Below are 26068 nucleotides of genomic sequence, written 5' to 3' on the forward strand. Positions count from 1 at the left end.
ATACAATAAGGGGAAGACCATGAGTGACAGGATTACAAACTGGACCCGCTCCGACGATGCCGCCGTTGAACAGGCGATCCGGCGCGGCGCGACACGGCGAGAACTGCTGCACATGATGCTGGCGGGCGGCGTGGCGCTTTCCGCCGGTTCGGCCATTTTCGGCCGCGCCTCGCAGGCCGTGGCGGCCACCCCCGTTTCCGGCGGTACGCTGAAGGCGGCCGGCTGGTCCTCTTCCACCGCCGATACGCTCGACCCGGCGAAAGCCTCGCTTTCCACGGATTACGTCCGCTGCTGCGCGCTCTATAACCGCCTGAGCTTCCTCGATGTTTCCGGCACGCCCCAGATGGAGCTGGCCGAATCCATCGAAACGAAGGACGCCAAGACCTGGACCGTGAAGCTGCGTTCCGGCGTCACTTTCCATGACGGCAAGGCGCTGACCGCCGACGACGTGGTCTATTCGCTGAAGCGTCACCTCGACCCGGCCGTTGGTTCGAAGGTCGCCAAAATCGCCGCCCAGATGACCGGCTTCAAGGCAATCGACAAAAGCACCGTCGAGATCACGCTGGCAAACGCGAATGCCGACCTGCCGGCTATTCTGGCCCTGCACCATTTCATGATCGTCGCCGACGGCGCGACCGATTTTTCCAAGGGCAACGGCACCGGCGCCTTCAAGCTGGAGAAATTCGAACCCGGCGTCCGCTCGATCATGTCGAAAAACACCAACTACTGGAAACAGGGTGGCCCGCACGTCGATAGCTTCGAGTTCTTCGCGATTTCCGAAGATAATGCCCGCGTCAATGCGCTCATTTCGGGCGATATCCATCTTGCAGCAGCGATCAATCCGCGTTCGATGCGCCTGCTCGACAAGCAGGAAGGTATCGTGCTGTCCAAGGGAACGTCCGGCAACTATACCAACCTCAATATGCGGCTGGACCAGGCTCCGGGCAACAATGCCGATTTCATCGCCGGCATGAAGTCGATCGTCAATCGCGAGCAGATCGTCAAGGCGGCGCTGCGCGGCCTCGGCGAAGTCGGTAACGACCAGCCCGTGCCGCCAATGAGCCCCTACCACAATCCGGACCTGAAGCCGAAAGCCTTCGATCCGGACAAGGCGAAATTCCATTTCGAAAAAGCCGGTCTCATCGGCCAGTCCATCCCGGTCATCACCTCGGACGCCGCAAACTCCGCCGTGGACATGGCCATGATCATCCAGGCGTCGGCCGCGGAAATCGGCGTCAAGCTCGACGTTCAGCGCGTTCCTTCCGATGGTTACTGGAGCAATTACTGGCTGAAGGCGCCTATACACTTCGGCAACATCAACCCGCGCCCAACGCCGGACATTCTGTTCTCGCTGCTTTACGCCTCCGACGCACCGTGGAACGAAAGCCAGTATAAGTCGCCGAAGTTCGACAAGATGATGCTCGAAGCGCGCGGCATGCTAGACATGGAAAAGCGCAAGCAGATCTACTTCGAAATGGAAACGATGATCGCCGACGAAGCCGGCACCATCATTCCCGCCTATATTACCAATGTCGACGCCATCTCCTCCAAGCTGAAGGGGCTGGAAGCCAATCCGCTCGGCGGCATGATGGGTTACGCCTTTGCGGAACACGTCTGGCTTGAAGCCTGATAGACCAAGGGGCCGGGCGCTGACGCACCCGGCCACCTTTCCGCCAGTGCGGAAAGCCTCCACAGCTGGAGCAGGACGATGAGACATAAGCGGTTTTCGTCGAAAACCCGCCCCAGCTATATAATTTGGATCATGATGATTTCAGGTCGATCCGGCCTGAACTCATCATGACCCAGGCAGGTCGCAGGAGCATGTGAATGAACAGCCGGATATTATCCCTTATCGCCAGGCGGCTGGTCGTCATGCTGACGACGCTGCTTATCGTATCGTTTATCGTCTTTTCCGCCACCAGCCTGCTGCCCGGCGACACGGCGACGATCCTTCTTGGTCAGTCGGCGACGCCGGAGGCCGTGGCCGGCCTGCGCACAGCCATGCATCTCGACGACCCCGCCCTTTTGCGTTTCGTCCGCTGGCTTTTTGGCCTGCTGCGCGGCGAACTCGGCACGTCCTACGCCAACAATATGGCGATTGCCGACCTCATCGGTCCGCGTTTCATCAACTCCATGAAGCTTGCCGGCATCACCACTGTTATCGCCGTGCCGCTGGCGCTGACGCTCGGCATCAGCTCCGCCATGCTGCGCGGAACGCTTTATGACCGCGCCGTCACGATCCTGACCATCGGCGTCATTTCCGTGCCGGAATTCATGATCGCGACGCTCGCCGTTCTGCTTTTCGCCGTGTACCTGAAATGGCTGCCGGCCCTGTCGCTGGTCAGCGAGGTTCATACCCTGTTCGATGTGCTGCGGGTCTACGCCATGCCGGTCATCACCCTCACCTTCGTCGTGTCGGCACAGATGATCCGCATGAGCCGCGCCGCGGTCATCGAGACGCTCGACACGCCCTATGTGGAAATGGCGCTCTTGAAGGGCGCGCCACGCATGCGCATCGTGCTCCGCCACGCGCTTCCCAATGCGCTCGGCCCCATCGTCAATGCGGTCGCCCTGTCGCTCTCCTATCTCGTCGGCGGCGTCATCATCGTCGAGACCATCTTCAATTACCCTGGTATCGCCAAGCTGATGGTCGATGGCGTTGCGACCCGCGACCTGCCGCTGATCCAGAGCTGCGCGATGATTTTCTGTGTGGGTTATCTCCTCCTCATCACCACCGCCGATATCATCGCCATCATGTCCAATCCGAGGCTGCGCTGATGGCCGAGCATATCAAAACAACGTCGGGGAATTCGCGTTTGGGTTACAAGATCAACGTAGTCGGCGTTTTCGGCTTTCTCGTCATTTTTCTCTGGGCAATGGTGGCGATCTTCGCGCCTTATCTCATCCCGCATCCGGTCGGTGAAATCATCGATCTCGATTATTTCGGACCGATGACCTCCGATCTCTGGCTCGGTTCCGACTATCTCGGCCGCGACGTGTTTTCCCGCATTCTCATGGGCGCGCGTTTCACGGTCGGCATCTCGCTTGCTGCCGTCACGATCGCCTGCGTGTCCGGCGTCGTTCTCGGCATGAGCGCCGCCGTGGTCGGCGGCTGGTTCGATGCGGTACTCAGCCGCTTTCTCGATGCGGTGAACTCCATTCCGAGCAAGCTTTTCGGGCTTGTGGTCGTCGCCGCCGTCGGCTCTTCCATTCCGGTGCTGATCGTCACCCTGTCGGTGATCTATACGCCGGGCGCCTATCGTTTCGCCCGGGCGCTCGCCGTCAATGTCAACACCATGGACTTCGTCACCGTCGCCCGCGTGCGCGGCGAGAGCCTCCTGTACCTCATTATCTCCGAAATCCTGCCGAACATCATCCGCCCAGTGCTTGCCGATCTTGGCGTGCGTTTCGTGTTCATCGTGCTGCTGCTGTCGGGCCTCTCCTTCCTCGGTCTCGGCCTGCAACCGCCGAATGCGGACTGGGGCGCGCTGGTGCGTGAAAACATCGGCGGCCTGCCCTTTGCCGCGCCGGCCGTCCTCTTCCCGTCGCTGGCAATCGCCAGCCTGACGATCAGCGTCAACCTGCTGATCGACAATCTGCCGCAGAAAATCCGCGACAGGAGCGAATAATGACAAATCTCGTTGAAATCCGTGGACTTAAAGTCGAGGCGACCACCGATTCCGGCCGCCGCATCGAAATCATCAGGGGTGTCGACATCGATATCGCCGAGGGTGAAATCGTCGCGCTGATCGGCGAAAGCGGCTCCGGCAAGACGACCATCGCGCTGTCATTGATGGGTTATGCCCGCCCGGGCTGCCACATTTCCGGCGGCAGCGTTACGGTGGCGGGCCGGGACATGGTGCAGCTTTCGGAAGCAGAACGGGCGACCATTCGCGGCACGAAAATCAGCTATGTGCCGCAGAGCGCGGCAGCCGCCTTCAACCCGGCACAAAAGATCATCGATCAGGTCATTGAAGTCACCCGCATTCACCATCTGATGCCGCCGCAGGAGGCGCGCGTCAGGGCGGTAGAACTGTTCAAGGCATTGTCGCTGCCCAGCCCCGAAACCATCGGCGACCGTTATCCGCATCAGGTTTCCGGCGGCCAGCTTCAGCGTCTTTCCGCCGCCATGGCGCTGATCGGCAACCCGGAACTGGTGATCTTCGACGAACCGACCACAGCACTCGACGTGACCACACAGATCGAAGTTCTGCGCGCTTTCAAATCGGCGATGCGCAAGGGCGGCATCGGTGGCGTCTACGTTTCTCACGACCTTGCCGTCGTCGCCCAGATTGCCGACCGGATCGTGGTGCTGAAAGGTGGCGAGATACAGGAAACCGGCACCACTACGGATATTCTGGAGAATGCGCAGCATCCTTATACGCGGGAGCTGCTGACCGCCTTTAACGACAAGGTCCGCGCCGTAACACCGCTCAGACAGAGTGACGCAAAGCCGCTTCTGGATATCGAAAATCTGATCGCCGGTTATGGAACGAAAGGTGACGACCGGATGCCGCTGGTGCGTGCGGTGGATTCCGTCAGCCTTGCGGTCTATCCCGGCCGCAATCTCGGCATCATCGGCGAATCCGGCTGCGGAAAATCAACGCTGGCGCGCGCCATTGCCGGCATTCTGCCGGCCGCAAGCGGTCACGTCGTCTTCGAAGGCCGGCAACTGGATGCCGACGCCCGGTGTCGCACCAGCAATGAGCTGCGCCGTATGCAGATCGTTTTCCAATATGCCGATACGGCGCTCAACCCGGCAAAACCCATCGAGGACATTCTTGGCCGGCCGCTGACCTTCTATCATGGTATGAAAGGCAAGGCCCGCGACGCCCGCATCGACGAATTGCTCGACATGGTGAAGCTGCCGCGCTCGGTTCGCAACCGCCACCCTTCCGGCCTGTCGGGCGGGCAGAAACAGCGCGTCAATTTCGCCCGCGCGCTCGCCGCCGAACCATCGCTCATCATCTGCGATGAAATCACTTCGGCGCTGGACACGGTCGTCGCAGCCGCCATCATCGATCTGCTCGGCGAACTCCAGCGAGAACTGAACCTCTCCTACATCTTCATCAGCCACGACCTTTCTGTGGTGGAAACCATCTGCGACGAGATCGTCGTGATGTATGGAGGGCAGAAAGTGGAGCATCTGGAGACCGAAGCGATCAAATCCCCGACCCATCCCTATTCGAAACTCCTGTTCTCCTCAGTACCGAAGCTCGACCCGAAATGGCTCGACAGTCTCCAGCAGGATGCGGAGCTGGTGCGGGCGTTCTCCAAGAAGTAACAACATCACTTTCGTCATCCTCGGGCTTGTCCCGAGATCTGCAACCGTCTGATTCTGCGAGACGTGGGTAGATCCTCGGCACGAGGCCGAGGATGACGTTGAGTATGAAGCGACGTGTCTCGGCACTTCGGCACCCCTGCAAAGGGACGTCCATCGCCTCAGAGCGGAAACAGGCTGGTCAGCGGCATATGCGATTTGATGATCGGCGATTTCAGCACCACGAAGCTGAAATATTTGTCGATGCCGACATCCATATCCGTCAGGCGTTCCATGATCAGCTGATATTCTACGATGCCTGAGGTGACGAATTTCAGCAGATAATCGTAGCCGCCCGATACCAGGTGGCATTCCACCACCTGATCGACCTTTTCGATGACGCCGAGGAAGCGGGCGAAATCGATCTGGCGGTGGTTCTTGAGCGTGATCTCGGTAAAGACCGTCAGCGTCTGACCGAGCTTGTTGATGTTGATCTGCGCCGAATAACCTTCGATGTAACCCTCGGACTGAAGTTTCTTCACCCGCATCAGGCAGGGGCTCGGCGAGAGGTTGACAAGCTCCGCCAGCTCGACATTGGTGATGCGACCGTTTTTCTGGAGTTCGTAGAGGATCTTGATATCGATCCGATCGAGTTTCATCACTTTGCAGAACCCCTTTTTTGTTTTTTCGTACACGCGGCATAAAATTCTGATGCGGCATTGAAAATCTTATCACATGGGCGAGCGCTGTCGACGCGGTGATGTTTTTTTCATTCAGCATAAAGAGTTGCAGACATGCCGCCGAACGGCAGGAGATTCTGACAATCGGCGTAGTCTGGCAGCGTTTACCTGACGAGCAAGGTAAATTAGGACGAATACAAGGAGCCCGACATGCCTGCCCCGCTGCAACAGATCACGACATCGCCGGAACTGCCGAAATCTGCGGACGCCGTTATTATCGGCGGTGGCATCGTCGGGGTTTTCGCTGCCTATTACCTCGCCCGTCGCGGCCTGAAAGTGGCGCTCGTCGAAAAGGGCCTGATCGGCGCGGAACAATCCAGCCGCAACTGGGGTTGGTGCCGGCAGCAGAACCGCGACGCCCGCGAATTGCCGATTTCAACGCAGAGCCTGGCGCTCTGGGAACGGTTTGCCGCAGAAAGCGGCGAAGACACCGGTTTCCGCCGCTGCGGATTGTTCTACCTGAGCAACAACGAAGCTGAAATTGCCGGCTGGGCGCGCTGGCGCGACTTTGCCATCACCGCCGGCGTAACGACGCATATGTTGAGCGGGGATGAGGCCAGCGAACGTGGCCGCGCAACCGGAAAACGCTGGAAGGGCGGCGTGTTTTCGCCGACGGACGGCACGGCCGATCCTTCGATGGCGGCCCCCGCCGTCGCGCGCGCCATCATGAAACTGGGCGGCACGGTACACCAGAACTGCGTAGCGCGCGGGCTGGAGACGGAAGGTGGCCGCGTCAGCGCCGTCGTTACCGAAAAAGGCACCATCCGCACCAAAACCGCCATCATGTCCGGCGGGGCCTGGGCGTCCTCCTTCTGCCGCCAGCTCGGCATTCGTTTTCCGCAGGCCTCTGTCCGCTCCTCCATCCTGTCCGTCACATCGGGTGCGGAAGGCCTGCCGGATGCGCTGCATACAAAAGCCGTTTCCGTAACGCGCCGGAACAACGGCGGTTACACGCTCGCCATCAGTGGTCTCGGCCGTATCGACCCGACCGCGCAGCAAACGCGTTTTGCGCGCGAATTCGTTCCGATGTTTCTCAAGCGTTGGCGCAGCCTGCGGCCGGGCGGGCTGGAAGGTATTCGCGGCGGCCACGAAACGCTGAAACGCTGGCGACTCGATGCACCAACGCCGATGGAGCGGGTTCGCATTCTCGATCCGAAACCGAATGCCGCCGCCATTCGCGAGACCCACAAACGGGCGCTGGAGCTTCTGCCTGCCCTTCGTAACACGCAGATTTCCGCCGCCTGGGCCGGTTTCATCGACAGCACGCCGGATGGTGTACCCGCCATCGGCGAAACCAGCGAATTGCCCGGCTTCATCCTCGCCGCCGGTTTCAGCGGCCACGGTTTCGGCATCGGACCGGGCGCTGGCCATCTGATTGCCGATATAGTGACGGGTTCAACCCCGATCGTCGATCCCACCCCCTATCACCCCAGCCGTTTCCAAGGTTCGGCGTGGGGCAAGGTCGCCGATTTCTGATTTTTCTGCTCAGGGCAACTGACGCACAAAACAACACCCGCAGGCATAACCTGCGGGTGTTGCAGTCCGCCGCATTGTTTCGACCGGTCAGCTTTTCGGCAGGCCCGGAGGGTTGGTGCGCGATTCCGGCAAAGCCTCTTCCGAAAGCTGCCAGCGATCCAGTATTTTGGCATACGCGCCGCTCTTGATCAGGTCATTGGTAGCGAGCGTCAGGGCATCGGCCAGTCCCGAACCCTTGCGGGTGGTGATGGCGACATCGGAACGTTCCGGCCAGCCGGCAGAGAGCGTCCCGACACGCTTGATGGTCTTGTCGCGCGCGGCAATGAAGACCAGCTGTGCATGCGGCTGGACGATCACATCCGCCCGCCCCGCCGAAAGTGCGACAAGCCGGGTCGCCTCGTCATCGTAATATTGTAGCTCGAGTGGCTTCAATCCGGCAGCGACATTTTCATCGTTCCATTTCAGCAGAATACGCTCCTGATTGGTACCGGCCCCGACGATGATCCTCAGACCCGCCGCATCCTTCGGCTCCCTGATGGCGGTGATGCCGCTGTCAGACTTGACGAAGAAACCGTGCAGGCCCTGACGATAGGTGGAGAAGTCGAACTTTTCCTTACGCTGCTCGGTCACGCCGACATTGGAGATGACGGCATCGTATTTACCTGAGGCGAGGCCGAGCGGCCAATCCGCCCAGGCCACCGCCACCAGTTCCAGTTCGAGGCCGAGGCTGTCGGCCACCGCAAGGGCATAATCCGGGTCGGCCCCGACCACGGTTTTCGCGTCCGTCGCATAGGTTGCAAGCGGCGGTCCGCCGGGTGCCACGGCAACGGTGAGTTTGCCCGGCGTGAAGAATTTGAAGTCTTTCGGAATGGCCGCTATCGCGCCGGCGTCTTTTTCCACCCGGATCCGGTCAGGCTGGTCCGGTGAGAGATCGAAAACATCGGTTGCGAAAGCCGATCCGAAACCTGCGACGGAGAGAAAAGCACCGAGCGCGACTGTCGCGAGACGAGAGGTGAACGTCATTCTGGTTCCCCGATAAAATGATTGCGGGACGGAGATAGCGCGGACGGGAGGATGCCCGCGCTATCGGCTGAGTGATGTCCCACCTTCAACTCAGCTTGTTTGCAACTCAGCTTTTGGTAACTCAGCTCTTGGGCAGGCCGGGCGGATTGGTGCGGGATTCGGTGATGGCTTCCGAGCCGAGGTTCCAGCGCGCAAGGACCTTGCCGTAATTGCCGTTCTTGATCTGGGCGTTCAGCGCCGCCGTGACGGCTGCGGCGATGCCCGCATCCTTTTTGGATGCGACGGCGATTTCCGCCGCTTCCGGCCAGCCGCCGGAGAAGGTGCCGACGAGCTTGGTCTTCTTCTGGCTTGCCGCCTGGAAGGCCGACGTTGCATTAGGGCCGAGATAGGCGTCCGCGCGGCCGGATTGCAGGGCTATATCCAGCACGGCCTGATCGTCGTAATATTGTACCTCGGTGTCGGCCAACCCCTTCGCCTTGTTGTCCTTGATCCATTTCAGCAGGATCTGCTCCTGATTGGTGGAAGCGCCGACGATGACCTTCAGCCCGGCCACGTCTTCGGGCTTGCCGATTGCCGTCACCTTGCTGTTGTTGCCCACGTAAAAACCGAGCAGATCGTTGCGGTAGCTGGAAAAATCGAACTTTTCCTTGCGCGCTTCCGTCACGGTAATGTTGGAGGTAACGGCGTCGTATTTGCCGGACGCAAGACCGAGCGGCCAGTCGGCCCAGGCGATCGGAACAAGCTGCAGCTCAAGGCCGAGGCTGTCGGCAACCAGTTGGGCGATATCCGGCTCCACGCCAACAGGCGTTTTTGTATCGCTCGCATAATCGACCAGCGGCAGGCGGAACGGCACGGTCGCGACCGTCAGCTTTCCGTCAGCGATGAACTTATGGCTGGCGGGAAGAAGCTTGATCGCCTCTTCCACCTTCTCAGTGCGCACGCGCCCCTTCTGTTCCGGCGAAAGGTCGACTTCCTGCGCATGCGCAGTCGGTATCAGCGCAGTGGTAGCGGTGAAAAGACCGCCTGCAAGCAACGACAATAGTTTCGATGAAAAAGCCATACGAGTGTTTCCTTTGTTGTTTTGATTAAAGAACTTTTGCGAGGAATTCGGCGGTGCGGGGGTGATCCGGGCTGTTGAACACCTTTTCCGGCGTGCCCGTTTCGATGATGCGGCCCTGTTCCATGAAGACGACCCTGTCAGAGACTTCCCGGGCAAAGCCGATTTCGTGGGTGACGATAATGAGGGTGACGCCGGAGCGGGAAAGCTCCTTGATGACGTCCAGCACCTCGTTGACGAGTTCAGGATCGAGCGCGGATGTCGGCTCGTCGAACAGCAGCACCTTCGGCCGCAAGGCCAGCGCCCGGGCAATTGCCACGCGCTGCTGCTGTCCGCCGGAAAGCTGGCGGGGATAGGCGCCGGCTTTTTCGGCAAGGCCGACGCGGGCCAGAAGATCACGCGCCTCGGTCTGCGCCTGCTCTTTCGATATGCCACGAACGGCGACCGGTGCTTCGATGATGTTTTCAAGCGCGGTGAGGTGTGGGAACAGGTTGAAGCTCTGGAACACCATGCCCACCTCGGCGCGGCGCTTGAGGATTTCCCGTTCCTTCAGTTCGTAAAGCGTGTCGCCCTTTTGACGATAGCCGACCAGTTCGCCGTCTATGGCGATGAAACCGTCATCGACGCGCTCCAGATGGTTGATGGAGCGCAGCAATGTGGACTTGCCGGAGCCGGATTGGCCAAGAATGGTGGTGACGCTGCCGGCGGGAATGGAAAGGCTGATATCTTCAAGCACCTTCAGTAACCCGAAGGATTTCGAAACGCCGTGGATATTGACCGAACCGCCGCGATTTCCGAGCTGGAAGCTGGCCGCGCGGGTAGGTGCAACACGCTCGGGCCTTGCGGCGACCGTGGCCACCGTTTCTCCTGCTTCAGGCAAGGGCTTGCGCGGCAGGAAGGTGCGGTAGATCGTGGCAAACAGGGAGGGTGGCGGATTGCGCAGCGCGCCGCGTGAGAAATGCCGCTCGATATGGTGCTGCACGATCGACAGCGCGGTCAGGATCACCAGATACCAGACGGTCGCGACCATCAGCAGCGGGATCACTTCCAGATTGCGGCGATAGATGATCTGGATCGTGTAGAACAACTCCGGCAGGGCAAGGATGTAGACCTGAGACGTGCCCTTGGCGAGGCCGATGATATCGTTGAAGGCCGTGGGCAGGATGGAGCGCATCGCCTGCGGCAAAACGATGCGAGACGCCTGCCGCCGACGGGGAAGGCCGAGTGCGGCAGCGGCTTCCAGTTGACCCTGATCGACCGAGAGAATGCCGCCACGCACGATTTCGGATGCGAAGGCGGCCTGATTGAGCGTCAACCCCAGAACGGCGGCGGCAAACGGCGTCATCAGCTGCGTCGTATTCCAGCTGATGAAGTTGATGCCGGTATAGGGCACACCGATCGTCACGGTCTCATAGAGATAACCGAGATTATTGAGGATCAGCAGAAGCACGATCAGCGGGATCGACCGAAAAATCCAGATATAGGTCCAGGATACGGCAACCAGCAGCGGAGAGCGGGAAACGCGGGCAAGCGCCAGCAACGTTCCCAGCACAAAGCCGAACACGGCACCGAACGCCGTCAGCAGCAGTGTGCGGCCGAGGCCGACCAGCACCGGTTCGGCGAAGAACCATTCCGCAAACACGTCCCAGCCCCAGCGCGGATTGCCGAAAACGGAATGCAACACAGCGGCGATGATGAGAACGGAGAAAACCGTGCCCACCGTCCGCAACGGATAACGGGCCGGAACGATGCGGAAATGGGAGTAACCACCCTTGAACGGTTCACCCTTTTGGTCGCTCACCGCAACATGCGGAAAATCAGAGGCTATAGTCATCGGAAAAAGCCTTTCACGGGTGGGCCGGGGAAGATTGCGGCCGGGTAGCCGGTATCGGCGCTCCGTCCGCAACGGAGGTGGAGACGGTATCGGAGAGCCATTTCTCGAAGGGCAGCGACTTGATCGTCTCGGGGTCGGCCGACGTGTCGAACAGAGCGCGATAACCGTTGGTGAGATAAAGGCCGACCGCTTCCGGTTGGCGGAAGCCCGTGGTCAGATAGACGCGGGCATAACCCTGCCGGATCGCCTGCTGCTCCAGCTCCTGAAGCACGATTTTCGCCAACCCCTGCCGGCGGTGGGCCGAATGGGTCCAGACCCGCTTGAACTCGGCGGTTTCTTCGTCGTAACGCATGAAAGCGCCACCAGCGATTGCCTTGCCGCCGCGCAAAAGCAGCAGGAAGTTGCCCGATGGCGGGCTGAAGGCCTCCGGCGGATATTTGTTCATTTCCGCCCTGGCACCTTCCGCATTGAAAAATGTGCCGTAACGGCTGTCATATTCGAACAGCAACTCCTCCAGAAGCGGGGTTGCGAGCGGATCATTGACCGATGTGTAGAGAAAACTGTCGCTCATCTCATTGTCCTAAACTCGTGCATCAGGAGAGGTATGCTTCCGCCAGACGCACCCAGAAGCGGGCCGCAGGCGCGATGATCGCGTCGTTGAAATCGTAGTGGGGGCTATGCAGCGGCGCGCTGTCGCCATTGCCGACGAAGAGATAGGAGCCTGGCCGCTCGAGCAGCATGAAGGCAAAATCCTCGCTCGCCGTTCGCGGCTGAAACCTTTCGGCAACCTGCTCGGCGGGAAAATGCCGTTTCGCGACATCGCGGGCAAAAACCGTCTGCGTCACGTGATTGATGACGGGCGGGAAGCCACGGGAATAGGTGACGTCCGCCCTTGCGCCGAAGCTTTCCGCCTGCGCCTTCGCGAGGGCGGGAAGCCTCTCCTCCAGCCTGTCGCGCACGGTGGGCGAAAAGGCCCGCGCGGTGATCTGGAGTTCGACACTTTCGGGAATGACGTTGGAGGCCGTGCCGCCATGGATGGAACCCACCGTCAGCACCGCCATGTCACGCGGATCGACATTGCGCGAGACGATGCTCTGCAAGGCGGTAATGAAGCTGGCCGAGGCCAGAACCGGATCGACCGTTTCATGCGGCGCAGCGCCATGCCCGCCCTTGCCGATGATCCGCACCTTCGCCTTGTCGACGGAGGCCATGGCAGGCCCCTCGACAAAGCCGAACTGGCCGGTTTCGACACCCGGCCAATTGTGGAGGCCGAACACCGCATCGACGGGAAACCGCTCGAACAGGCGATCCTTTATCATCGCTCTGGCACCAGCGCCGATTTCCTCAGCAGGCTGGAAAATCAGCGTCAGCGTGCCGGAAAAGCGCGAAGTTTCGGCAAGATAACGGGCGGCCGCGAGCAGGATCGTCGTGTGGCCGTCGTGGCCGCAGGCATGCATCACACCCTGCGTCTGGCTGGCATAGGCAAGGCCGGTTTCCTCGATGATCGGCAGGGCGTCGATATCGGCGCGGATGCCCAGACGCTTGTCACCATGACCACGTTTCAGGGTGGCGACGACGCCATGGCCGCCGACACCTTCCGTCACCTCATATCCGAACGACAGGAGATAACGGGCAATAAGCGCCGCCGTGCGTTTTTCCCCAAGCGAAAGCTCCGGGTGCCGGTGGAGATCGTGCCGAATAGCGATGCTTTCCTCGATAAAGGCAAGGATTCCCCGTTCGGCGTCGTCCTGCGGACGCGCGCCGTCAATGCGGATATTCATGGTTCTGGTCTCCTGCGCCGCGCTTCACCCGCACAGCACTTTGAAATTCTCTCCGGGCGGCAACGGCTGCCGCCCGACCCGGCCTTATGCGATCGCCTTGTTGGGACCGCTTTCAGCGCGGGAATAGATGCTTTCCTTGAAAGGCAGACCGAGATGCTCACGCAACGTCGCACCTTCCAGATGCGGCTCGAAATATCCGCGGCGTTGCAGCACCGGAATGACGAGACGGATGAAATCATCCAGCCCTTCAGCAATCACCGGGAAGCCCAGAATGAAGCCATCGGCCGCATCGTGCTCCACCCAGCGGATGATCTCGTCGGCCACCTTGTCGGGGGTGCCGATGAAGCCTTCGCGCGGGGTCGCGGCCTCCAGCGCCGCCTCGCGCAGGGTCTGGTTCTTTTCCTTCGCGCGACGCTTGATGCGATCGGTCGTCGAACGGAAACTGTTCTTGCCGATATCGCCAAGTTCGGGGAAAGGCTCATCCAGCGGATAGACGCTGAAGTCGTGGTGGTCGAAGAAGCGGCCGAGATAGGCAAGCGCATCCTCGATGGTGATGAGGTTGCGGATGACGTCGTATTTTGCTTCCGCCTCCTCCTGCGTTTCACCGACGATTGGTCCGATGCCCGGGAAAATCTTCACGTCGGCAGCAGACCTGCCCTGCGCGACCGCGCTCTGCTTCACACGCTTCAGGAACGTCTGGTTTTCCTCGAGTGATGCGGAATTGGTAAAGACGGCGTCGGCATGTTTGCCCGCAAGGCCGATACCGGCCTCGGAAGAACCCGCCTGGAACACCACCGGCTGCCCCTGCGGCGAACGCTGGATGTTCAACGGGCCTTCCACCTGGAAGAAACGACCCTTATGGCCGAGCGTATGGAGTTTTTGCCTGTCGAAGAATTGCCCCGTCTCGCGGTTGCGCACGAAGGCGCCGTCGTCCCAGCTGTCCCACAGCCCTTTGATCACCTCCAGATATTCATCGGCAATCTCGTAACGCAGCGCATGTTCGGGATGGTTGCGGCTGTAGTTTTTCGCGGTGCCTTCGAGCGGCGTCGTCACCGCGTTCCAGCCTGCCCGGCCCCCGCTCAGAAGATCGAGCGAAGCGAACTGGCGCGCGATGGTGAAGGGGTCGCTGTAAGAGGTCGAAACCGTGCCGGCGAGACCGATCTTCGAGGTGACGGCGGCAAGCGCCGAAAGGATGGTCAGAGGCTCGAACCGGTTGAGGAAATGCGGAATGGACTTGTCGTTGATGTAAAGCCCGTCGGCCACGAAGGCGAAGGCGATGCCCGCCGCTTCCGCCTTCAGCGCGTTCTTCCTGAAGAAATCGAAGTTAACGCTGGCATCAACGGGGCTTTTCGGGTGCCGCCAGGCGTTCATATGCCCGCCGGGGCCTTGAAGCATGATGCCGAAACGGATTGTTTTTCTCGTCATGTCATTCCCTCCTGAGGACAAGTTCACGCAGCCTTGGAAAGGCGGTGTGTGGCCAGCAGTTCAATAGAAGCAAGCCGCTGATCGGCCCCGACATGCGGCGGCTCGATGATGAATTCCTCGATGCCGTGCTCATCGGAAAGCGCCCGCAGCGCCCTGTGAATATCCTCCGGCCCGCCATGCAGGACGTTGGGCTTGCGCTCCTCGATACGATAATCGCTATCGCCGGACTGGCGGGCGAATTCTTCCGCCTGTTCACGGCGGCCAAGGTTGAACGCCTTGCCGTCACTCAGGAACACCCGGTAAATGCGCTGGCCCTCGACCTGCCTTGCCGCATGGTCGGGATCGCTGGCGGCAAAGACGGAGAGGGCAAGGATCGGCGCCCTGCCGCCGCTTTCCTCGCGGAAAGCCGACAGGCTGCTGCGAAGAACCTCCGAATCACCATTGAGGTGGCCGGCAAAGACGAAATTCCAGCCTCTCAAAGCTGCAAGCCTTGCGCTTTCCGGGCTGGCGCCGAGCAGAAATTTTTCCACCGCAACCGGCGGCATGGGCGTTGCCTGCAACCCGGCCTTCGCATGCTCCTGCGGTGCGGCACCGGAGAGAAACGTGGTGAGTTCACCAAAAGCCGTTTCGAAATCCGGCTTGCGGGCGGGATCATAGGCCTGCTGCAAGGCGGATGTCGCAAGCGGCAACCCGCCCGGCGTCTTGCCGACACCGAGATCGACCCGGCCGGGTGCAAGTGACGACAGGACGTTGAACACCTCGGCAACCTTGTAGGGGCTGTAATGCTGCAGCATGACGCCGCCGGAGCCGACACGGATGCGCGATGTCTTCGCCAGAATCCACGCAACAAGCGCCTCGGGCGCGGAGCCGGCAAGCTCCGGCGAATTGTGATGTTCGGCCACCCAGAATCGGCGGTAACCCAGTTCTTCGGCGCGTCTGGCGAGATTGATCGTGTCGCGGAACGCACTCGCCGCGTCTTCGCCCGTCGGAAGCGGGCTCTTATCCAGCAAACTGAGAGAATACATCATCACCTCGCACGTCTTTTGATGTATACTTTGTCTACTGATTTTATATGGTAATAAAGGATGTTCGTTCCACGTTCCAATGAGATCAGAGAAAATATTGTTTTCCCCGATGGTTCCGGCAGGCGTCTTTGGCAAAGCAATCCGAAATCATCAAGAAGCAGGTCAAATAAGCCGATGCGAAGCTGTTTTCGGTGCTCAACCCGGACGAAACGGGCTTGCGCGGGAATTCGGTAAAAACTACTTAGTAAGTTGAGAACAACATGATCCGGCACTCCAGAATGTGCCGGCTCTCTTTTCGGATCATGCGATGCTGACCAAAAAAGGCAAATACGGACTAAAGGCTCTTGTCGATCTGGCGCGGTTGCCCCAGGGCGAGACCGCCTTCGTGACCGAGATTGCAACCCGCAACAACATTCCGAAAAAATTTCTGGATACTATTCTTCTGGAGCTGCGCAACAGCGGCATTCTGCGTTCCAAGAAGGGACCGAATGGCGGTTATTCGCTGTCGAAAATGCCCTCGGAAATCATGATCGGTCAGGTCATTCGCACGCTGGACGGGCCTTTGGCCCCCATCCGCTGTGCCAGCCGCACTGCCTTTGAAGCCTGCGACGACTGTGACGATCCCGAGACCTGTCAGGTCAGGGTTTCGATGACGGACGTTCGTGACGCCATCGCAACCATCCTGGACAATATGACGCTCGCACAATTCGTCGCCAAGGATGGGCAGGACGCGCGTTCCATTCCCGCAGGTAAATAAGCCTCGCTTATTGCCGGCGCAGATCCTCGTCCAGAGATGCGATCAGCCCGGATTCGCTTACGCCGTCGATAAGGCCCAGGCGTGCCATCAGGATTTCCAGCGTGATGGCATTGTTCCTGACCGAGCGATAGGTAACGTTTTCCGCACCCACCTGCGCCGCATCGATATTGGTCGCGAGGCGGGAAATTTGCGCCTTCAGCAGTTCAATGGCGAGAAATATTTCGCCGATGAGGGGCCGCGTGTCGCCTTCATCGGCCAGTCTGTCAATCAGGAGCGCTGAAAGCTCACGCTGTTTTTCACCCAGAGCCACGGCGGCCTTCAGCAGGGTGAAAACGGAAGCGGCCAGATTTCCGGCACCCTGAGCAAGGAACGCAACCTGATCGGCGCGCAGCAGGCCGTCCCACGATGTATTGGGGCGATTGCGCAGAACGACGAGCAAAGCCTGCCCCGCCGCGTTGACGGCCGGAACGACGATCCAGTCCGCATCTGAGGTAACCGATCGGGCAACGTCGTCAGGAAGCCGTAAGCCGTAGTCATCGTCAGTCACCAGAACCGCCTGATCCACGCCGGTATCAGATGAGGCGAGCGCAAAGGTCTCACCAAGATCGAGGCGGGTGAAAAGGGCCTTGCGTTGCTCGTCGCTTCCCGCATTCCTGATGAATTCCAGCGCCGTGAAGTGTTCGGCAAGAGCGTGCGCCGCCCCCGCATCGGCTGCGGAAATAATCGAGAGGGCCTGCGAGAGAACGTCGTTGGTTATATCCGCCCCGCCCAGTTCGTTTGGAACGGAGAGGGCGAGAAGGCCGGAACGGGCGATCCGGGCATGAATTTGTCCCGGACTTTCCACGGCGCATTTTTCGGCGATCGTTCGGGCGACGGTCAGCACATCGCCGTCCGCGCCGAGACGCGGGGACACGAAACGAATTCTTTCGCCAAGTGGCGTGACGGATCCCATGCTCAACTCCCTCAAAGAATGACCGAGTGAAAGCGCCGGAGCGGCCGGCGCTCAGTCCAGCGAATGATAACGTCCGTTTTGATAGACCAGCGAATGGCCCGAGCCGAGGCGGATTGCCTCCACCTTGCCGATGATGATGACGTGGCTGTGTCGTTCGATCGCCTCTTCGATGGTGCAATCGATTGCGGCAACGGCATCCTCGAGAATGGGCGCGCCGCTCGCCAACCGGGTCCATTCCGCGCCGCGATAACGATCCGCGCCTTTCAGTCCACCGATACCGGCAAACTGGTTGGCGATGAACTGATGGTTCGGGCCGATAATATTCACCGCGAGATGACCGAAACGCTGCACCACAGGCCATGTGGATGAGGAGCGGTTGAGCGCAACCAGCATTCTTGGCGGATCGACAGACAGGGCGGTGGCGGATGTCACCGTAGCGCCCGTGCGCGCGTCACCCTCGCCCGCAGTGATCACGCTGACGCCGCCACCCAGCGTTCTGAGCGCCGCCTTCAGGCTGTCGGCATCCGCCGCCTTGCCGGAGACGGGATCGCGAAGATTGATGAATTGTTGATCCTTGGCTGCATATTGCAATGTCATCGGACGCTCCTGAAAACAGCTGATTGATCAATAGTTAGCAGCGGCGGCGGGGCCTGAAATAGACATCGTTTTCCATAATATTTATATTCTATGGAAATAATGTTTTATATGCAGTTCATCTTCTGCCACCGACGCTCCGCCGGATAGGCGCCCACCGGAACTGCAAACCGGAAGGCAGCGCCACCTGCCTTCCGGCGGTTGATCACGAGCCGGACACCAGCTTGACGTTGCCGCCATGCCCACCGCCGCCAAAAACCTGTTTCGCACCGAAAGACGAGCGGATCTGATTGCGCGGCCCGCCAAGCCCAATTTCCGGGAACAGCAGTTCGGATAGCCGATAGGCTTCCTCCAGATGCGGATATCCCGACGCGATGACGGTATCGATGCCCAGCGCTTGATACTCCCTCAAGCGCGCCGCAACCGTTTTCGGCGAGCCGACCAGCGCAGTGCCAGCGCCCGAACGGACAAGACCGATGCCCGCCCACAAATTCGGGGAGACTTCCAGCCTGTCGCGCCGGCCATTGTGCAGCGCCTGCATCCTCGCTTGCCCGACGGAGTCCGACGCCTTGGAAAAGACCTCTTGAGCCGAAGCGATGGTTTCGTCGGAGAGCTTTGAAATCAGCCGGTCGGCATCGGCCCAGGCTTCCTCGTCGGTTTCACGCACGATGAAATGCAGGCGGATGCCGAAAGTGGCCTCCCGTCCCTTTTTTGCAGTGGCGACGCGAACCTTGGCGATTTTTTCCGCCACCTGTGCCGGCGGCTCGCCCCAGGTCAGATATTTGTCGGTAATACCGGCCGAAAACTCGATGCCGGCATCGGAAGAACCGCCGAAGTAAAGCGGCGGGCGCGGTTCGTGCACCGGCGGCAGGCCGAGCCGGGCACCCTGCGCCTTGATATATTTACCGTCGAAATCTCCCTTGCCGGTTTCGATCAGCGAATTGAACACCTGGAAAAACTCGTCGGCGTGATCGTAACGCTCGTCATGCGGCAGGAAAATGCCGTCACCGGCCAGTTCCTGCGCGCTGCCGCCAACGACGATGTTGAGAAGCAGCCGGCCATGGGAAACACGATCGAGCGTGGAGGCCAGCCGTGCGTAATAGGCCGGTGAGGCGACGCCCGGACGGATGGCGACGAGGAATTTCAGCTTTTCGGTATAGGCGGCGAGATTGGCCGCCAGAATGAAGGATTCCTCGCAGGCGACACCGGTGGGAATGAGCACGCCGGAATAACCGAGCCGATCCGCAGCCTGCGCTATTTCCCGGAAATATCCGGGATCGGCTGGACGCGACAGATCGTCGGAGCCAAGATAGCTGCCATCGCCTGAGGTGGGTATGAACCACAGAAAATCGAGTGGTTTGTCAGCGCTGCTCATCGACAGGTCCTTTGCAATCCGCCCATCGGGCAATTCGGCTTGATGATAAAAGGGTAACCAATTCCCCGGCGCGTTTAAGAAATTTTGTTCCAATTTCCCCGCTACAAAGAGAGTTTATCTCCACGGGAAAACCGCGCTTCGAAGCTCGTCGCCGGAATGCTAGAAGACCGGATAAAGGCCGAACATCGCGAAATTCATTTCGCAGATCTCTTCCCGTTCGAGTTCGAGATCGCTTTTCTCCTGCCGGACGCGCCCGGAATGATCCAGCGGATGAAGATTGCCCTGCTCATCCTTGCGCGGGCGACGCCCGGCCAGACCGAACAAATCGAAAGTAAACGCATGAAGTCCCTGCGGCATGTGCGCCTCCTTTGGTCAACGTCCCCTATCCTCCGGCGGCTGCTCAAAATGGTCAATATTTTCCATAAAATTACTATTCTATAATTGGCGGATAGCCGGCAAATGTGGACTAAGGTTGCGGCAACGGGAAAAAATCCGTTTCGAACGTCCATAATGGGATCATCGCGATAGCACTCAGAGGTGACCACTCAAAGCGCGCCGACTTGGGACAAAAAGACTACAGAGCGCCAGCATCACCCAGATGCGCGCCGTGTATCGCGGGCAGTCCGCGTATTCTCGATCTGGTCGCCGCCTTTTCAGATGCGCCCGCCGTTTTCAGGCGTTCGAAGAGAGCATAGCCCTCTGGCCACCGGCCGAAACCGGCGGCGATATTGATATGCCCGACCGAACCGAGATTGACGAGATCGCTTCCCCAGCCGGCGGCAGTACGCGTCAGCTCTTCCGGGTTCATATAGGGGTCGTTCATGCTGCCAACGACGAGACTGGGGAAAGCGAGCGGCGCTTGAGGAAATGCGCCGAAGCGGACGATGCAGGGGTGCATCGCCTCTACCCGGTCCAGATGGGCGGGCGCCACCAGAAGCGCGCCCTTGATTTTGCTGGCGACGGCTCGCGACGCCATATTCGCGACAAGCAGGCAACCGAGGCTGTGGGCGACGATATAGGCGCTTTCGGTTGCGGCGAGCGCCACCTCCAGACGAGCAAGCCAATCGTCAAGAACCGGGCAGTCCCAGTCCTCCTGATCGACCAGTTGCGCCTGCGGATCGTCCAGCAGCCAATGCCTCTGCCAATGTCCCTCGTCCGAACCGTTAAGGCCGGGAACAATCAAGGTCGTACACATGCCTACTCCGTGGTTTGCGGGCGGTGTGTATCAAGAATGGTGAATTTCACGATTTTAATCGACTATTGCCTTGCTCAACTTTCCCGAACTCGGGAAAAATAGATCCAGACAATTTCAGAAGATCAGAAAATGTTTTCTCTACAGTGGCTCCAACGCTGTTCAAACGGAATCATTTCCTTAAATATTTTCTATGGAAAATATGTGCATAATAAAGCGCAGGCGCGGAAAGCTTTTCCTCTGCCGCACCCCAAAAGAAACACCGCTGCTTGGCCGGGCCGCCGCCGGTTTGCCATTCTCGCACCATCGGAGGCTGTGCCTCCCGAACCTAAAAAATGACCAGGGCCGAACATCGGCGGACCATTCCACCGCGGCATAAAACCAAAATTCAGGCGGATAATGTGAGCAGCAAGAGCGAATTTCTCTGGTACATCCCCAATGACGTCAAACCCGGCCATAGGGGCGATGCCGTCAGTGAAGACCATAACAGCCTCGATACATTGACCAGCCATGCCAGAGCGTTGGAAAACCATGGCTGGAAAGGCGCGCTGATCGGCACCGGCTGGGGGCGTCCGGATACCTTTACGGTGGCGGCGTCGCTTACCGCACGTACCACCACATTCGAGCCGCTGATCGCCATCCGCCCCGGTTACTGGAAGCCGGCCAATCTTGCATCGGCCGCCGCCACGCTCGACCAGCTTTCCGGCGGCCGGGTGCGGATCAATGTCGTCTCAGGCCGTGACGAGCTTTCAGCCTATGGCGATGAAGAAGGCGATCAGGCGCAGCGTTATGCGCGCACGAAAGAGTTCATGCGGCTGGTGCGGCGGCTCTGGACTGAGGAAAACGTCACTTTCGACGGCGAACATTTCCGGGTCAAGAATTCCACCGTCTCGCCGCGCATCGTTGAACGCGTCGGTCGGCCGCATCCCAAGCTCTATTTCGGTGGCGCTTCCGAGGCCGCCGAACAGGTTGCCGCAACTGAAGCCGATGTGCAGCTGTTCTGGGGCGAACCGCTTGCCGGCGTGCGCGAACGGATAGAACGGCTCCGGCACTTCAGCGAGACGCTCGGTCGCGACCTGCCACCGCTGCAATTCGGCCTGCGGATCACCACGCTGGTGCGCGAAACCACGGCCGAGGCGTGGCGCGATGCGGAAGCGAAGGTTGCCGAGATGGCCGCAAACAACGGCGTGCGCTGGAACGATCATCTTCAGGGGGTTGCAGTCGGCCAGCGCCGCCTGCTGGACCTGCACCGGCAGAACGATGTGCTGGACGACAATCTTTACACCGCGCCCGGCAAGTATGGCGGCGGCGGCGCCGGAACGACATGGCTCGTCGGTTCAGCGGAAGACGTGGCCGCTTCACTGCGCAAATACCGCGCGCTCGGCATCACCCATTTCGTGCTGTCCGACACGCCCTACCTTCAGGAGATCGAACGGCAGGGCAATAGCTTGCTGCCCCTGCTGCGGGACTGATGCCGACTGCTTGAACTAGGGCGGCCCTGCCGGGCAAGGCCGCCCCTGTCTCCATGTAATCAGCCGCCGGCGGACTTGATGATCTGCCGGCCGAGGATAGTTCGGATCATGTGGCTTTGCGGCGCATGCGCCCTCGCCGTGATGGCGTCGCGGTGATGCCGCTCGAGATTATAGTCCCGGCGAAGGCCACGATTGCCGCCAAGCTCCAGCGCCAGATCCGTCACCGCCACCGCATTGTCGATCACCACATGACGGACGGCGAGCGCGTCCGTCCCCACCTTCTCTCCCGCATCGATATCGCGGGCGACGGATAGGAGTAAGCGCCTGTTCGCCGCGAGAAGCACTTCGATCTGGCCGAGACCCTCCTGAATGCGTGGAATGGAGGACAGCGGCGCACCGAGGCTTGCCGGAACATGGCCCGTCAGATGGCGCAGCAGCGCGTCACGCGCGGAAAGCGCGACGCCGTGGTAAACGGAAGCCAGCAGGACGAAGAAATTGTAACCGTCCGCCTCATCCCGCCGCAGCGGCTCGTCCGCCGGTTGCTCGGCGACGATATCGGCAATCGGCACCTTTACCTCCTCAAGCACCAGATCGTCACTTGCGGTCGCATACATGCCGGTCGCTTCCCACGCTTTTTCCCGGCCGATGCCCGGTACGTCGAGCGGCACCAGAAGCTGGATCAGGCGCGGCGTCTCTTCGGTCGTCACGGCAAGCACGATCGCCCATTTCAGGCCCGGCAGGCCGGTCACGAAGCTCTTGCGGCCGTTGACCACCCAGACATCGCCCTCGATCCGCGCCGTCGTTTCCGGCAGGCCGCCATGGGCGGGTGAACCGATGCCCGGTTCCGCCTGCGCATTGTTCAATAGCGCCGGCTCCCTGCTGTTGGCGGCCAGCACCTTTGCCGCCAAAGCAGCCGGCCATTTGCCGCGCCGGATGGCCGCGTGAACGCTGTAATGCATGGCGAGGATGAGAGCGGTGGACGGATCACCCTTGGCGATGGCCGCGATGACGGCATGCGCCGTTTCCATGCCCTCTCCCCAACCGCCGTCCTTTTCAGCCGTGACGAGCCCGAGCAGGCCAGACTTGAACAGCGCCTCGAAATTGCCGGCGGCGAAATCACCGCTTTTGTCGTAGTCCGCAGCGGTCAGGCTGAAACCTTCGGCGAGCGCTGTTGCAATGGCAACGGGGCTGGATAACTGTTCCAGCGATCGAGGAACGGCGGATATTGCAGCGCTCATGCCACCGCCCTTTCACGTGCCGTAGCGAACCGGTCATCGATCCACGCACCGAGATCGAAGTCGTTTTCAAGGAAGCCCCATTGATGCAGGAAATCCTTGTAATGGCCGACAGCGGCAACGAGGTCCGCATCGAGGCCGAGGCCAAGATGGCGGTGAACATCCGGGCCGTTGGCGGCCAGAACCTGTTCTTCGGTGGCTCCCGCCTCGCGCGCGATAAAACGGCGCGTTTCTTCCGGATGCTGCTCCGCCCACAGCGAGGCTTTGGCAATGGCGGCGACCAGCCGCTCCACCAGATCGGGGCGCTCATCGGCAAGCCGTCCGTCAACCGTCAGCACGCGGGGAGAGCCGGAGTTGATGCGTATCTTAGGGTCGGGGTGAAAACCGAACTCCGCCACCTGAACGGCGCCGATCAGGTTCGCGGCGGCGATGCCGGCGGTTCCCTTGACGAAAATCGCGTCGACCTCGCCACGCAACAGCGCGATGATCTCCTCACCGAAGGATTGTCGGCGCTTCAGGCCGAAAAGGGATGGTCCCTCCTGTGTCGCCAGCACGGAATCCTTGATGACGATGTCCTTCAGTTCGATATCCGCGACAGTCAGCCCTTCCAGCGAAAGCGCCGAGACAATGCCCTTCAGCGCCGTCGCCCGCATGAAGTCGACGATACCATCAGGTCTGCGCGGCACACCGAAACGGTGGCCGGCAAGATCGGCAAGCGAGCGGATGCCGGTCTCCGGCAGGGTGATGATTGCCTGGAACTCGTCCGTCCAGGTAATGCCAATGAGCCGCGTATTACGCCCTTCCGAGCGCGCGCGAATGGGCGGCACATTGCCGCCATGACGGAAGGACCATTCCAGCGTGTGGTTGAAATGGCTCTGCCGGACGGAGCGATCCGGCGAATCGATGATGGATTTCAGCGATATGCCGACCTCCTCGAAGGTCTCTCCGAGATAACCGAGCTGCGCCGCCAGCCCCACGGGCGTGGGCACCGGGCAACGTGTGTACCAGATTTCAGAAAGTGTCGTGCTCATGGCTTTGGCCTCGATGAAAACGGTGGCACCCAAAAGCGATGCTGAGGTGCCTGTCGATGGAGGGGAGATGCTCCGGCCCGCTGCAAAAGGCGGGCCGGGTTTGGCAAGACGATCAGGATGCGGCGATATGCGCGAAGGCGAGGCTTCCCGCGACACCTTCCGCACCGATGGTGTGATCGGCTATGCGCTTGTTGAAGATGGTGATTTCCGGAGCTGCGACGATATCAATGGCAGGCACGTCCTCGACGAGGATTTGCTGGATTTCCTTCCATTGCGCGACGCGCTTGTCCGGATCGATCTCGATTGCGGCAGCTTCCAGAAGCGCATCCACCTTGGGATTGCTGTAGGCGGCGCCATTGGAGAAGGGCACGCCCTTCTTGAAGTTCTTGGACCAATAGAGCCGCTGCACGCCGACGGTCGGATCGAAGAGATTGCTCATGCCCTCATAGGCAAAATCGAAATCGCGATCCGTGTAGATGCGCTTGGTATAGGTGGCGAAATCCTGCGTCCGCACCGTCACATCCACGCCGACCTTTGCCAGCGCCTGGCGAATGTAATCCGCGCCGCGCGGATAGGCCTCGGTGCTCGGCACATAGTCCAGATTGAGCCTGAAACGGATGCCATCCGCACCGCGCTTGTATCCCGCCTCGTCCAGCAGGGCTTCCGCCGCCTTCAGATCGATCGGATAGGTCTTCAAATCCTCGACGAACCATTTCGAGAGTTTCGGATTGATCGGCCCGGTGATTGTCGCGCCATAGCCATAGTTGACCGTGTTGAAGATGACGTTGCGGTCGATCACATGCGCGAAGGCGCGGCGAACGCGCACGTCCTTGAACACGTCCTTTTCGAGATTGAATTCCACCCGGCTGACGGAATTCGAATATTGATAGCCGTTCGTCTCGAAGCCGAGGCTTGGCAGCTCCTTCAGGCGGTCGAGATCGCTATAGGCGACCGGCGTGCTGGGCGCGAGATCGATCTCGCCGGTTTCGATTGCGATGGCGCGGGCCGAGGCATCCGGAATGAAGCGGACGATAAGCTTGTCGAGATAGGGACGCGGCGCATCCCAGTAATCGGCGTTACGCTCAAAAACGATATGGCTGCCGCGCACCCACTCCTTGAACTTGAACGGACCGGTGCCGATAGGCGCGAGATTGATCGGATTTTCGGTGACTTTCGTGCCTTCATAGAGATGTTTGGGCACAACAGGGGTTTCGGCGGCGGCGAGCGCCGATATCAGATACGGCGCGGGCTTGGAAAGAACCAGTACCGCCGTCAGATCATCCGGGGTCTCGACGCTGGTGAGGTTCAGGAAGGTATTGCGCCCGCGCGGATGCACTTCCTTGATGGTATTGATGGAAAACGCCACGTCGGCAGCGGTGAAAGGCTTGCCGTCATGCCATTTCACGCCGGGTCTGAGGTTAAAGGTGTAACGCAGGCCATCCGCGCTCACGTCCCAGGATTTTGCCAGGAGCGGCTTGGGATTGAGGTCGAAATCATAGGTCAGCAGCCCTTCCGTGACCTTGGGCGATATATAGACGGAATTATAGGCCGTGTGCGCGATCGTCGTCAGTACCGGCGGCTCCGATGAGATGAGCAGGGTGGCAGTGCCGCCGCTTGCCGGCTCCGCAGCACGGAGCTTCAGCCCCGGCAGCGACACCACGCCGAGCGCTACGGACGCCAACAGAAATCCACGCCGCGTCGTCTGGTTGAAAACAGTCATGCGATACCTCTCCTTAATTGAACCGACGAAAAATCGGCAAAACTGAACAGTTGCGCTTAGGAAGAAGTTTGTTCCGCAGACGAGAGTGAGATTGGTATGAAGCACCAACCACCCTCATT

The 26068-nt window shown here is 60.1% G+C and carries 24 protein-coding genes; 8 read left to right on the forward strand and 16 right to left on the reverse strand.

From position 1 onward, the window contains the following. Positions 1–19 precede the first annotated feature (19 nt). The 4 genes from QSK43_RS16025 to QSK43_RS16040 all read left to right on the forward strand — a co-directional run bounded on the left by QSK43_RS16025 (position 20) and on the right by QSK43_RS16040 (position 5284). Positions 20–1630, forward strand: a complete 1611-nt coding sequence (locus QSK43_RS16025; protein WP_332304259.1) for an ABC transporter substrate-binding protein — start codon at positions 20–22, stop codon at positions 1628–1630. Between the two features lie 197 nt (positions 1631–1827). Continuing rightward, positions 1828–2778: an ABC transporter permease gene (locus QSK43_RS16030; RefSeq protein ID WP_045017597.1), complete on the forward strand. Its 951-nt coding sequence runs from the start codon at positions 1828–1830 to the stop codon at positions 2776–2778. Continuing rightward, the gene (locus tag QSK43_RS16035; protein WP_332304260.1) at positions 2778–3629 is read left to right on the forward strand and encodes an ABC transporter permease; all 852 of its coding nucleotides are present in this window, start codon (positions 2778–2780) and stop codon (positions 3627–3629) included. Before QSK43_RS16030 ends, QSK43_RS16035 begins: the two co-directional genes overlap by 1 nt. Beyond that, positions 3629–5284 (forward strand): ABC transporter ATP-binding protein, encoded by a 1656-nt coding sequence (locus QSK43_RS16040; protein ID WP_332304261.1) that lies wholly within the window; start codon positions 3629–3631, stop codon positions 5282–5284. The genes QSK43_RS16035 and QSK43_RS16040 overlap by 1 nt, the downstream gene beginning before the upstream one ends. A 158-nt stretch (positions 5285–5442) precedes the next feature. Here QSK43_RS16040 and QSK43_RS16045 read toward each other — a convergent pair whose 3' ends face one another. Then, on the reverse strand, positions 5443–5919 hold the full coding sequence (locus QSK43_RS16045) for an Lrp/AsnC family transcriptional regulator (RefSeq protein WP_045017871.1): 477 nt from the start codon (positions 5917–5919) through the stop codon (positions 5443–5445). A gap of 231 nt (positions 5920–6150) precedes the next feature. Between QSK43_RS16045 and QSK43_RS16050 the strand changes: the two genes are divergently transcribed. Then, complete coding sequence (locus QSK43_RS16050; protein ID WP_332304262.1) at positions 6151–7476, forward strand: NAD(P)/FAD-dependent oxidoreductase; 1326 nt, start codon at positions 6151–6153, stop codon at positions 7474–7476. Between the two features lie 87 nt (positions 7477–7563). On the opposite strand, the gene QSK43_RS16055 is transcribed toward QSK43_RS16050, so the two are convergent. The 7 genes from QSK43_RS16055 to QSK43_RS16085 form a co-directional block, all read right to left on the reverse strand. Next, complete coding sequence (locus tag QSK43_RS16055) at positions 7564–8499, reverse strand: ABC transporter substrate-binding protein (RefSeq protein ID WP_332304263.1); 936 nt, start codon at positions 8497–8499, stop codon at positions 7564–7566. A gap of 121 nt (positions 8500–8620) precedes the next feature. After that, positions 8621–9559 (reverse strand): ABC transporter substrate-binding protein, encoded by a 939-nt coding sequence (locus QSK43_RS16060; RefSeq protein ID WP_332304264.1) that lies wholly within the window; start codon positions 9557–9559, stop codon positions 8621–8623. A 25-nt stretch (positions 9560–9584) separates the two neighbouring features. After that, complete coding sequence (locus QSK43_RS16065; RefSeq protein WP_332304265.1) at positions 9585–11390, reverse strand: amino acid ABC transporter permease/ATP-binding protein; 1806 nt, start codon at positions 11388–11390, stop codon at positions 9585–9587. A gap of 13 nt (positions 11391–11403) precedes the next feature. Continuing rightward, positions 11404–11961, reverse strand: a complete 558-nt coding sequence (locus QSK43_RS16070) for a GNAT family N-acetyltransferase (protein WP_332304266.1) — start codon at positions 11959–11961, stop codon at positions 11404–11406. A gap of 22 nt (positions 11962–11983) precedes the next feature. Continuing rightward, positions 11984–13171, reverse strand: a complete 1188-nt coding sequence (locus QSK43_RS16075) for a M20 aminoacylase family protein (protein WP_332304267.1) — start codon at positions 13169–13171, stop codon at positions 11984–11986. Between the two features lie 84 nt (positions 13172–13255). Next, a complete protein-coding gene (locus QSK43_RS16080) occupies positions 13256–14596 on the reverse strand; it encodes an LLM class flavin-dependent oxidoreductase (RefSeq protein WP_332304268.1) in 1341 nt (446 codons plus the stop codon). A gap of 23 nt (positions 14597–14619) precedes the next feature. Beyond that, positions 14620–15624, reverse strand: coding sequence for an LLM class flavin-dependent oxidoreductase (locus tag QSK43_RS16085; protein WP_332304269.1), 1005 nt, complete (start codon positions 15622–15624; stop codon positions 14620–14622). Positions 15625–15928: 304 nt separating this feature from the next. Between QSK43_RS16085 and QSK43_RS16090 the strand changes: the two genes are divergently transcribed. Further along, complete coding sequence (locus QSK43_RS16090; protein WP_045017867.1) at positions 15929–16378, forward strand: RrF2 family transcriptional regulator; 450 nt, start codon at positions 15929–15931, stop codon at positions 16376–16378. 7 nt (positions 16379–16385) lie between these two features. On the opposite strand, the gene QSK43_RS16095 is transcribed toward QSK43_RS16090, so the two are convergent. The 5 genes from QSK43_RS16095 to QSK43_RS16115 all read right to left on the reverse strand — a co-directional run bounded on the left by QSK43_RS16095 (position 16386) and on the right by QSK43_RS16115 (position 20494). Beyond that, complete coding sequence (locus QSK43_RS16095) at positions 16386–17330, reverse strand: acyl-CoA dehydrogenase family protein (RefSeq protein WP_332304270.1); 945 nt, start codon at positions 17328–17330, stop codon at positions 16386–16388. Positions 17331–17381: 51 nt separating this feature from the next. Further along, the gene (locus QSK43_RS16100; protein WP_332304271.1) at positions 17382–17927 is read right to left on the reverse strand and encodes a flavin reductase family protein; all 546 of its coding nucleotides are present in this window, start codon (positions 17925–17927) and stop codon (positions 17382–17384) included. Between the two features lie 202 nt (positions 17928–18129). Then, positions 18130–19299, reverse strand: coding sequence for an FMNH2-dependent alkanesulfonate monooxygenase (ssuD, locus tag QSK43_RS16105; protein ID WP_332304272.1), 1170 nt, complete (start codon positions 19297–19299; stop codon positions 18130–18132). 159 nt (positions 19300–19458) lie between these two features. Continuing rightward, the gene (locus QSK43_RS16110; protein WP_332304273.1) at positions 19459–19656 is read right to left on the reverse strand and encodes a hypothetical protein; all 198 of its coding nucleotides are present in this window, start codon (positions 19654–19656) and stop codon (positions 19459–19461) included. 217 nt (positions 19657–19873) lie between these two features. Beyond that, the gene (locus QSK43_RS16115; protein ID WP_332304274.1) at positions 19874–20494 is read right to left on the reverse strand and encodes an alpha/beta hydrolase; all 621 of its coding nucleotides are present in this window, start codon (positions 20492–20494) and stop codon (positions 19874–19876) included. Positions 20495–20623: 129 nt separating this feature from the next. Here QSK43_RS16115 and QSK43_RS16120 point away from each other — a divergent pair, with 129 nt between their 5' ends. Together QSK43_RS16120 and QSK43_RS16125 are read left to right on the forward strand one after the other, a co-directional pair. Then, positions 20624–20830, forward strand: coding sequence for a hypothetical protein (locus tag QSK43_RS16120; protein ID WP_332304275.1), 207 nt, complete (start codon positions 20624–20626; stop codon positions 20828–20830). 62 nt (positions 20831–20892) lie between these two features. Next, positions 20893–21963: an LLM class flavin-dependent oxidoreductase gene (locus QSK43_RS16125; protein WP_332304276.1), complete on the forward strand. Its 1071-nt coding sequence runs from the start codon at positions 20893–20895 to the stop codon at positions 21961–21963. Between the two features lie 59 nt (positions 21964–22022). On the opposite strand, the gene QSK43_RS16130 is transcribed toward QSK43_RS16125, so the two are convergent. The 3 genes from QSK43_RS16130 to QSK43_RS16140 all read right to left on the reverse strand — a co-directional run bounded on the left by QSK43_RS16130 (position 22023) and on the right by QSK43_RS16140 (position 25949). After that, positions 22023–23201, reverse strand: coding sequence for an acyl-CoA dehydrogenase family protein (locus tag QSK43_RS16130; protein WP_332304277.1), 1179 nt, complete (start codon positions 23199–23201; stop codon positions 22023–22025). Continuing rightward, positions 23198–24229, reverse strand: a complete 1032-nt coding sequence (locus QSK43_RS16135) for an ABC transporter substrate-binding protein (RefSeq protein ID WP_332304278.1) — start codon at positions 24227–24229, stop codon at positions 23198–23200. Before QSK43_RS16135 ends, QSK43_RS16130 begins: the two co-directional genes overlap by 4 nt. A gap of 112 nt (positions 24230–24341) precedes the next feature. Continuing rightward, complete coding sequence (locus QSK43_RS16140) at positions 24342–25949, reverse strand: ABC transporter substrate-binding protein (RefSeq protein WP_332304279.1); 1608 nt, start codon at positions 25947–25949, stop codon at positions 24342–24344. Between the last annotated feature and the right edge of the window lie 119 nt (positions 25950–26068).

It is taken from the genome of Rhizobium sp. GR12, from assembly GCF_036596185.1.
In the GTDB taxonomy this organism is placed as follows: Bacteria; Pseudomonadota; Alphaproteobacteria; order Rhizobiales; family Rhizobiaceae; genus Agrobacterium; species Agrobacterium nepotum.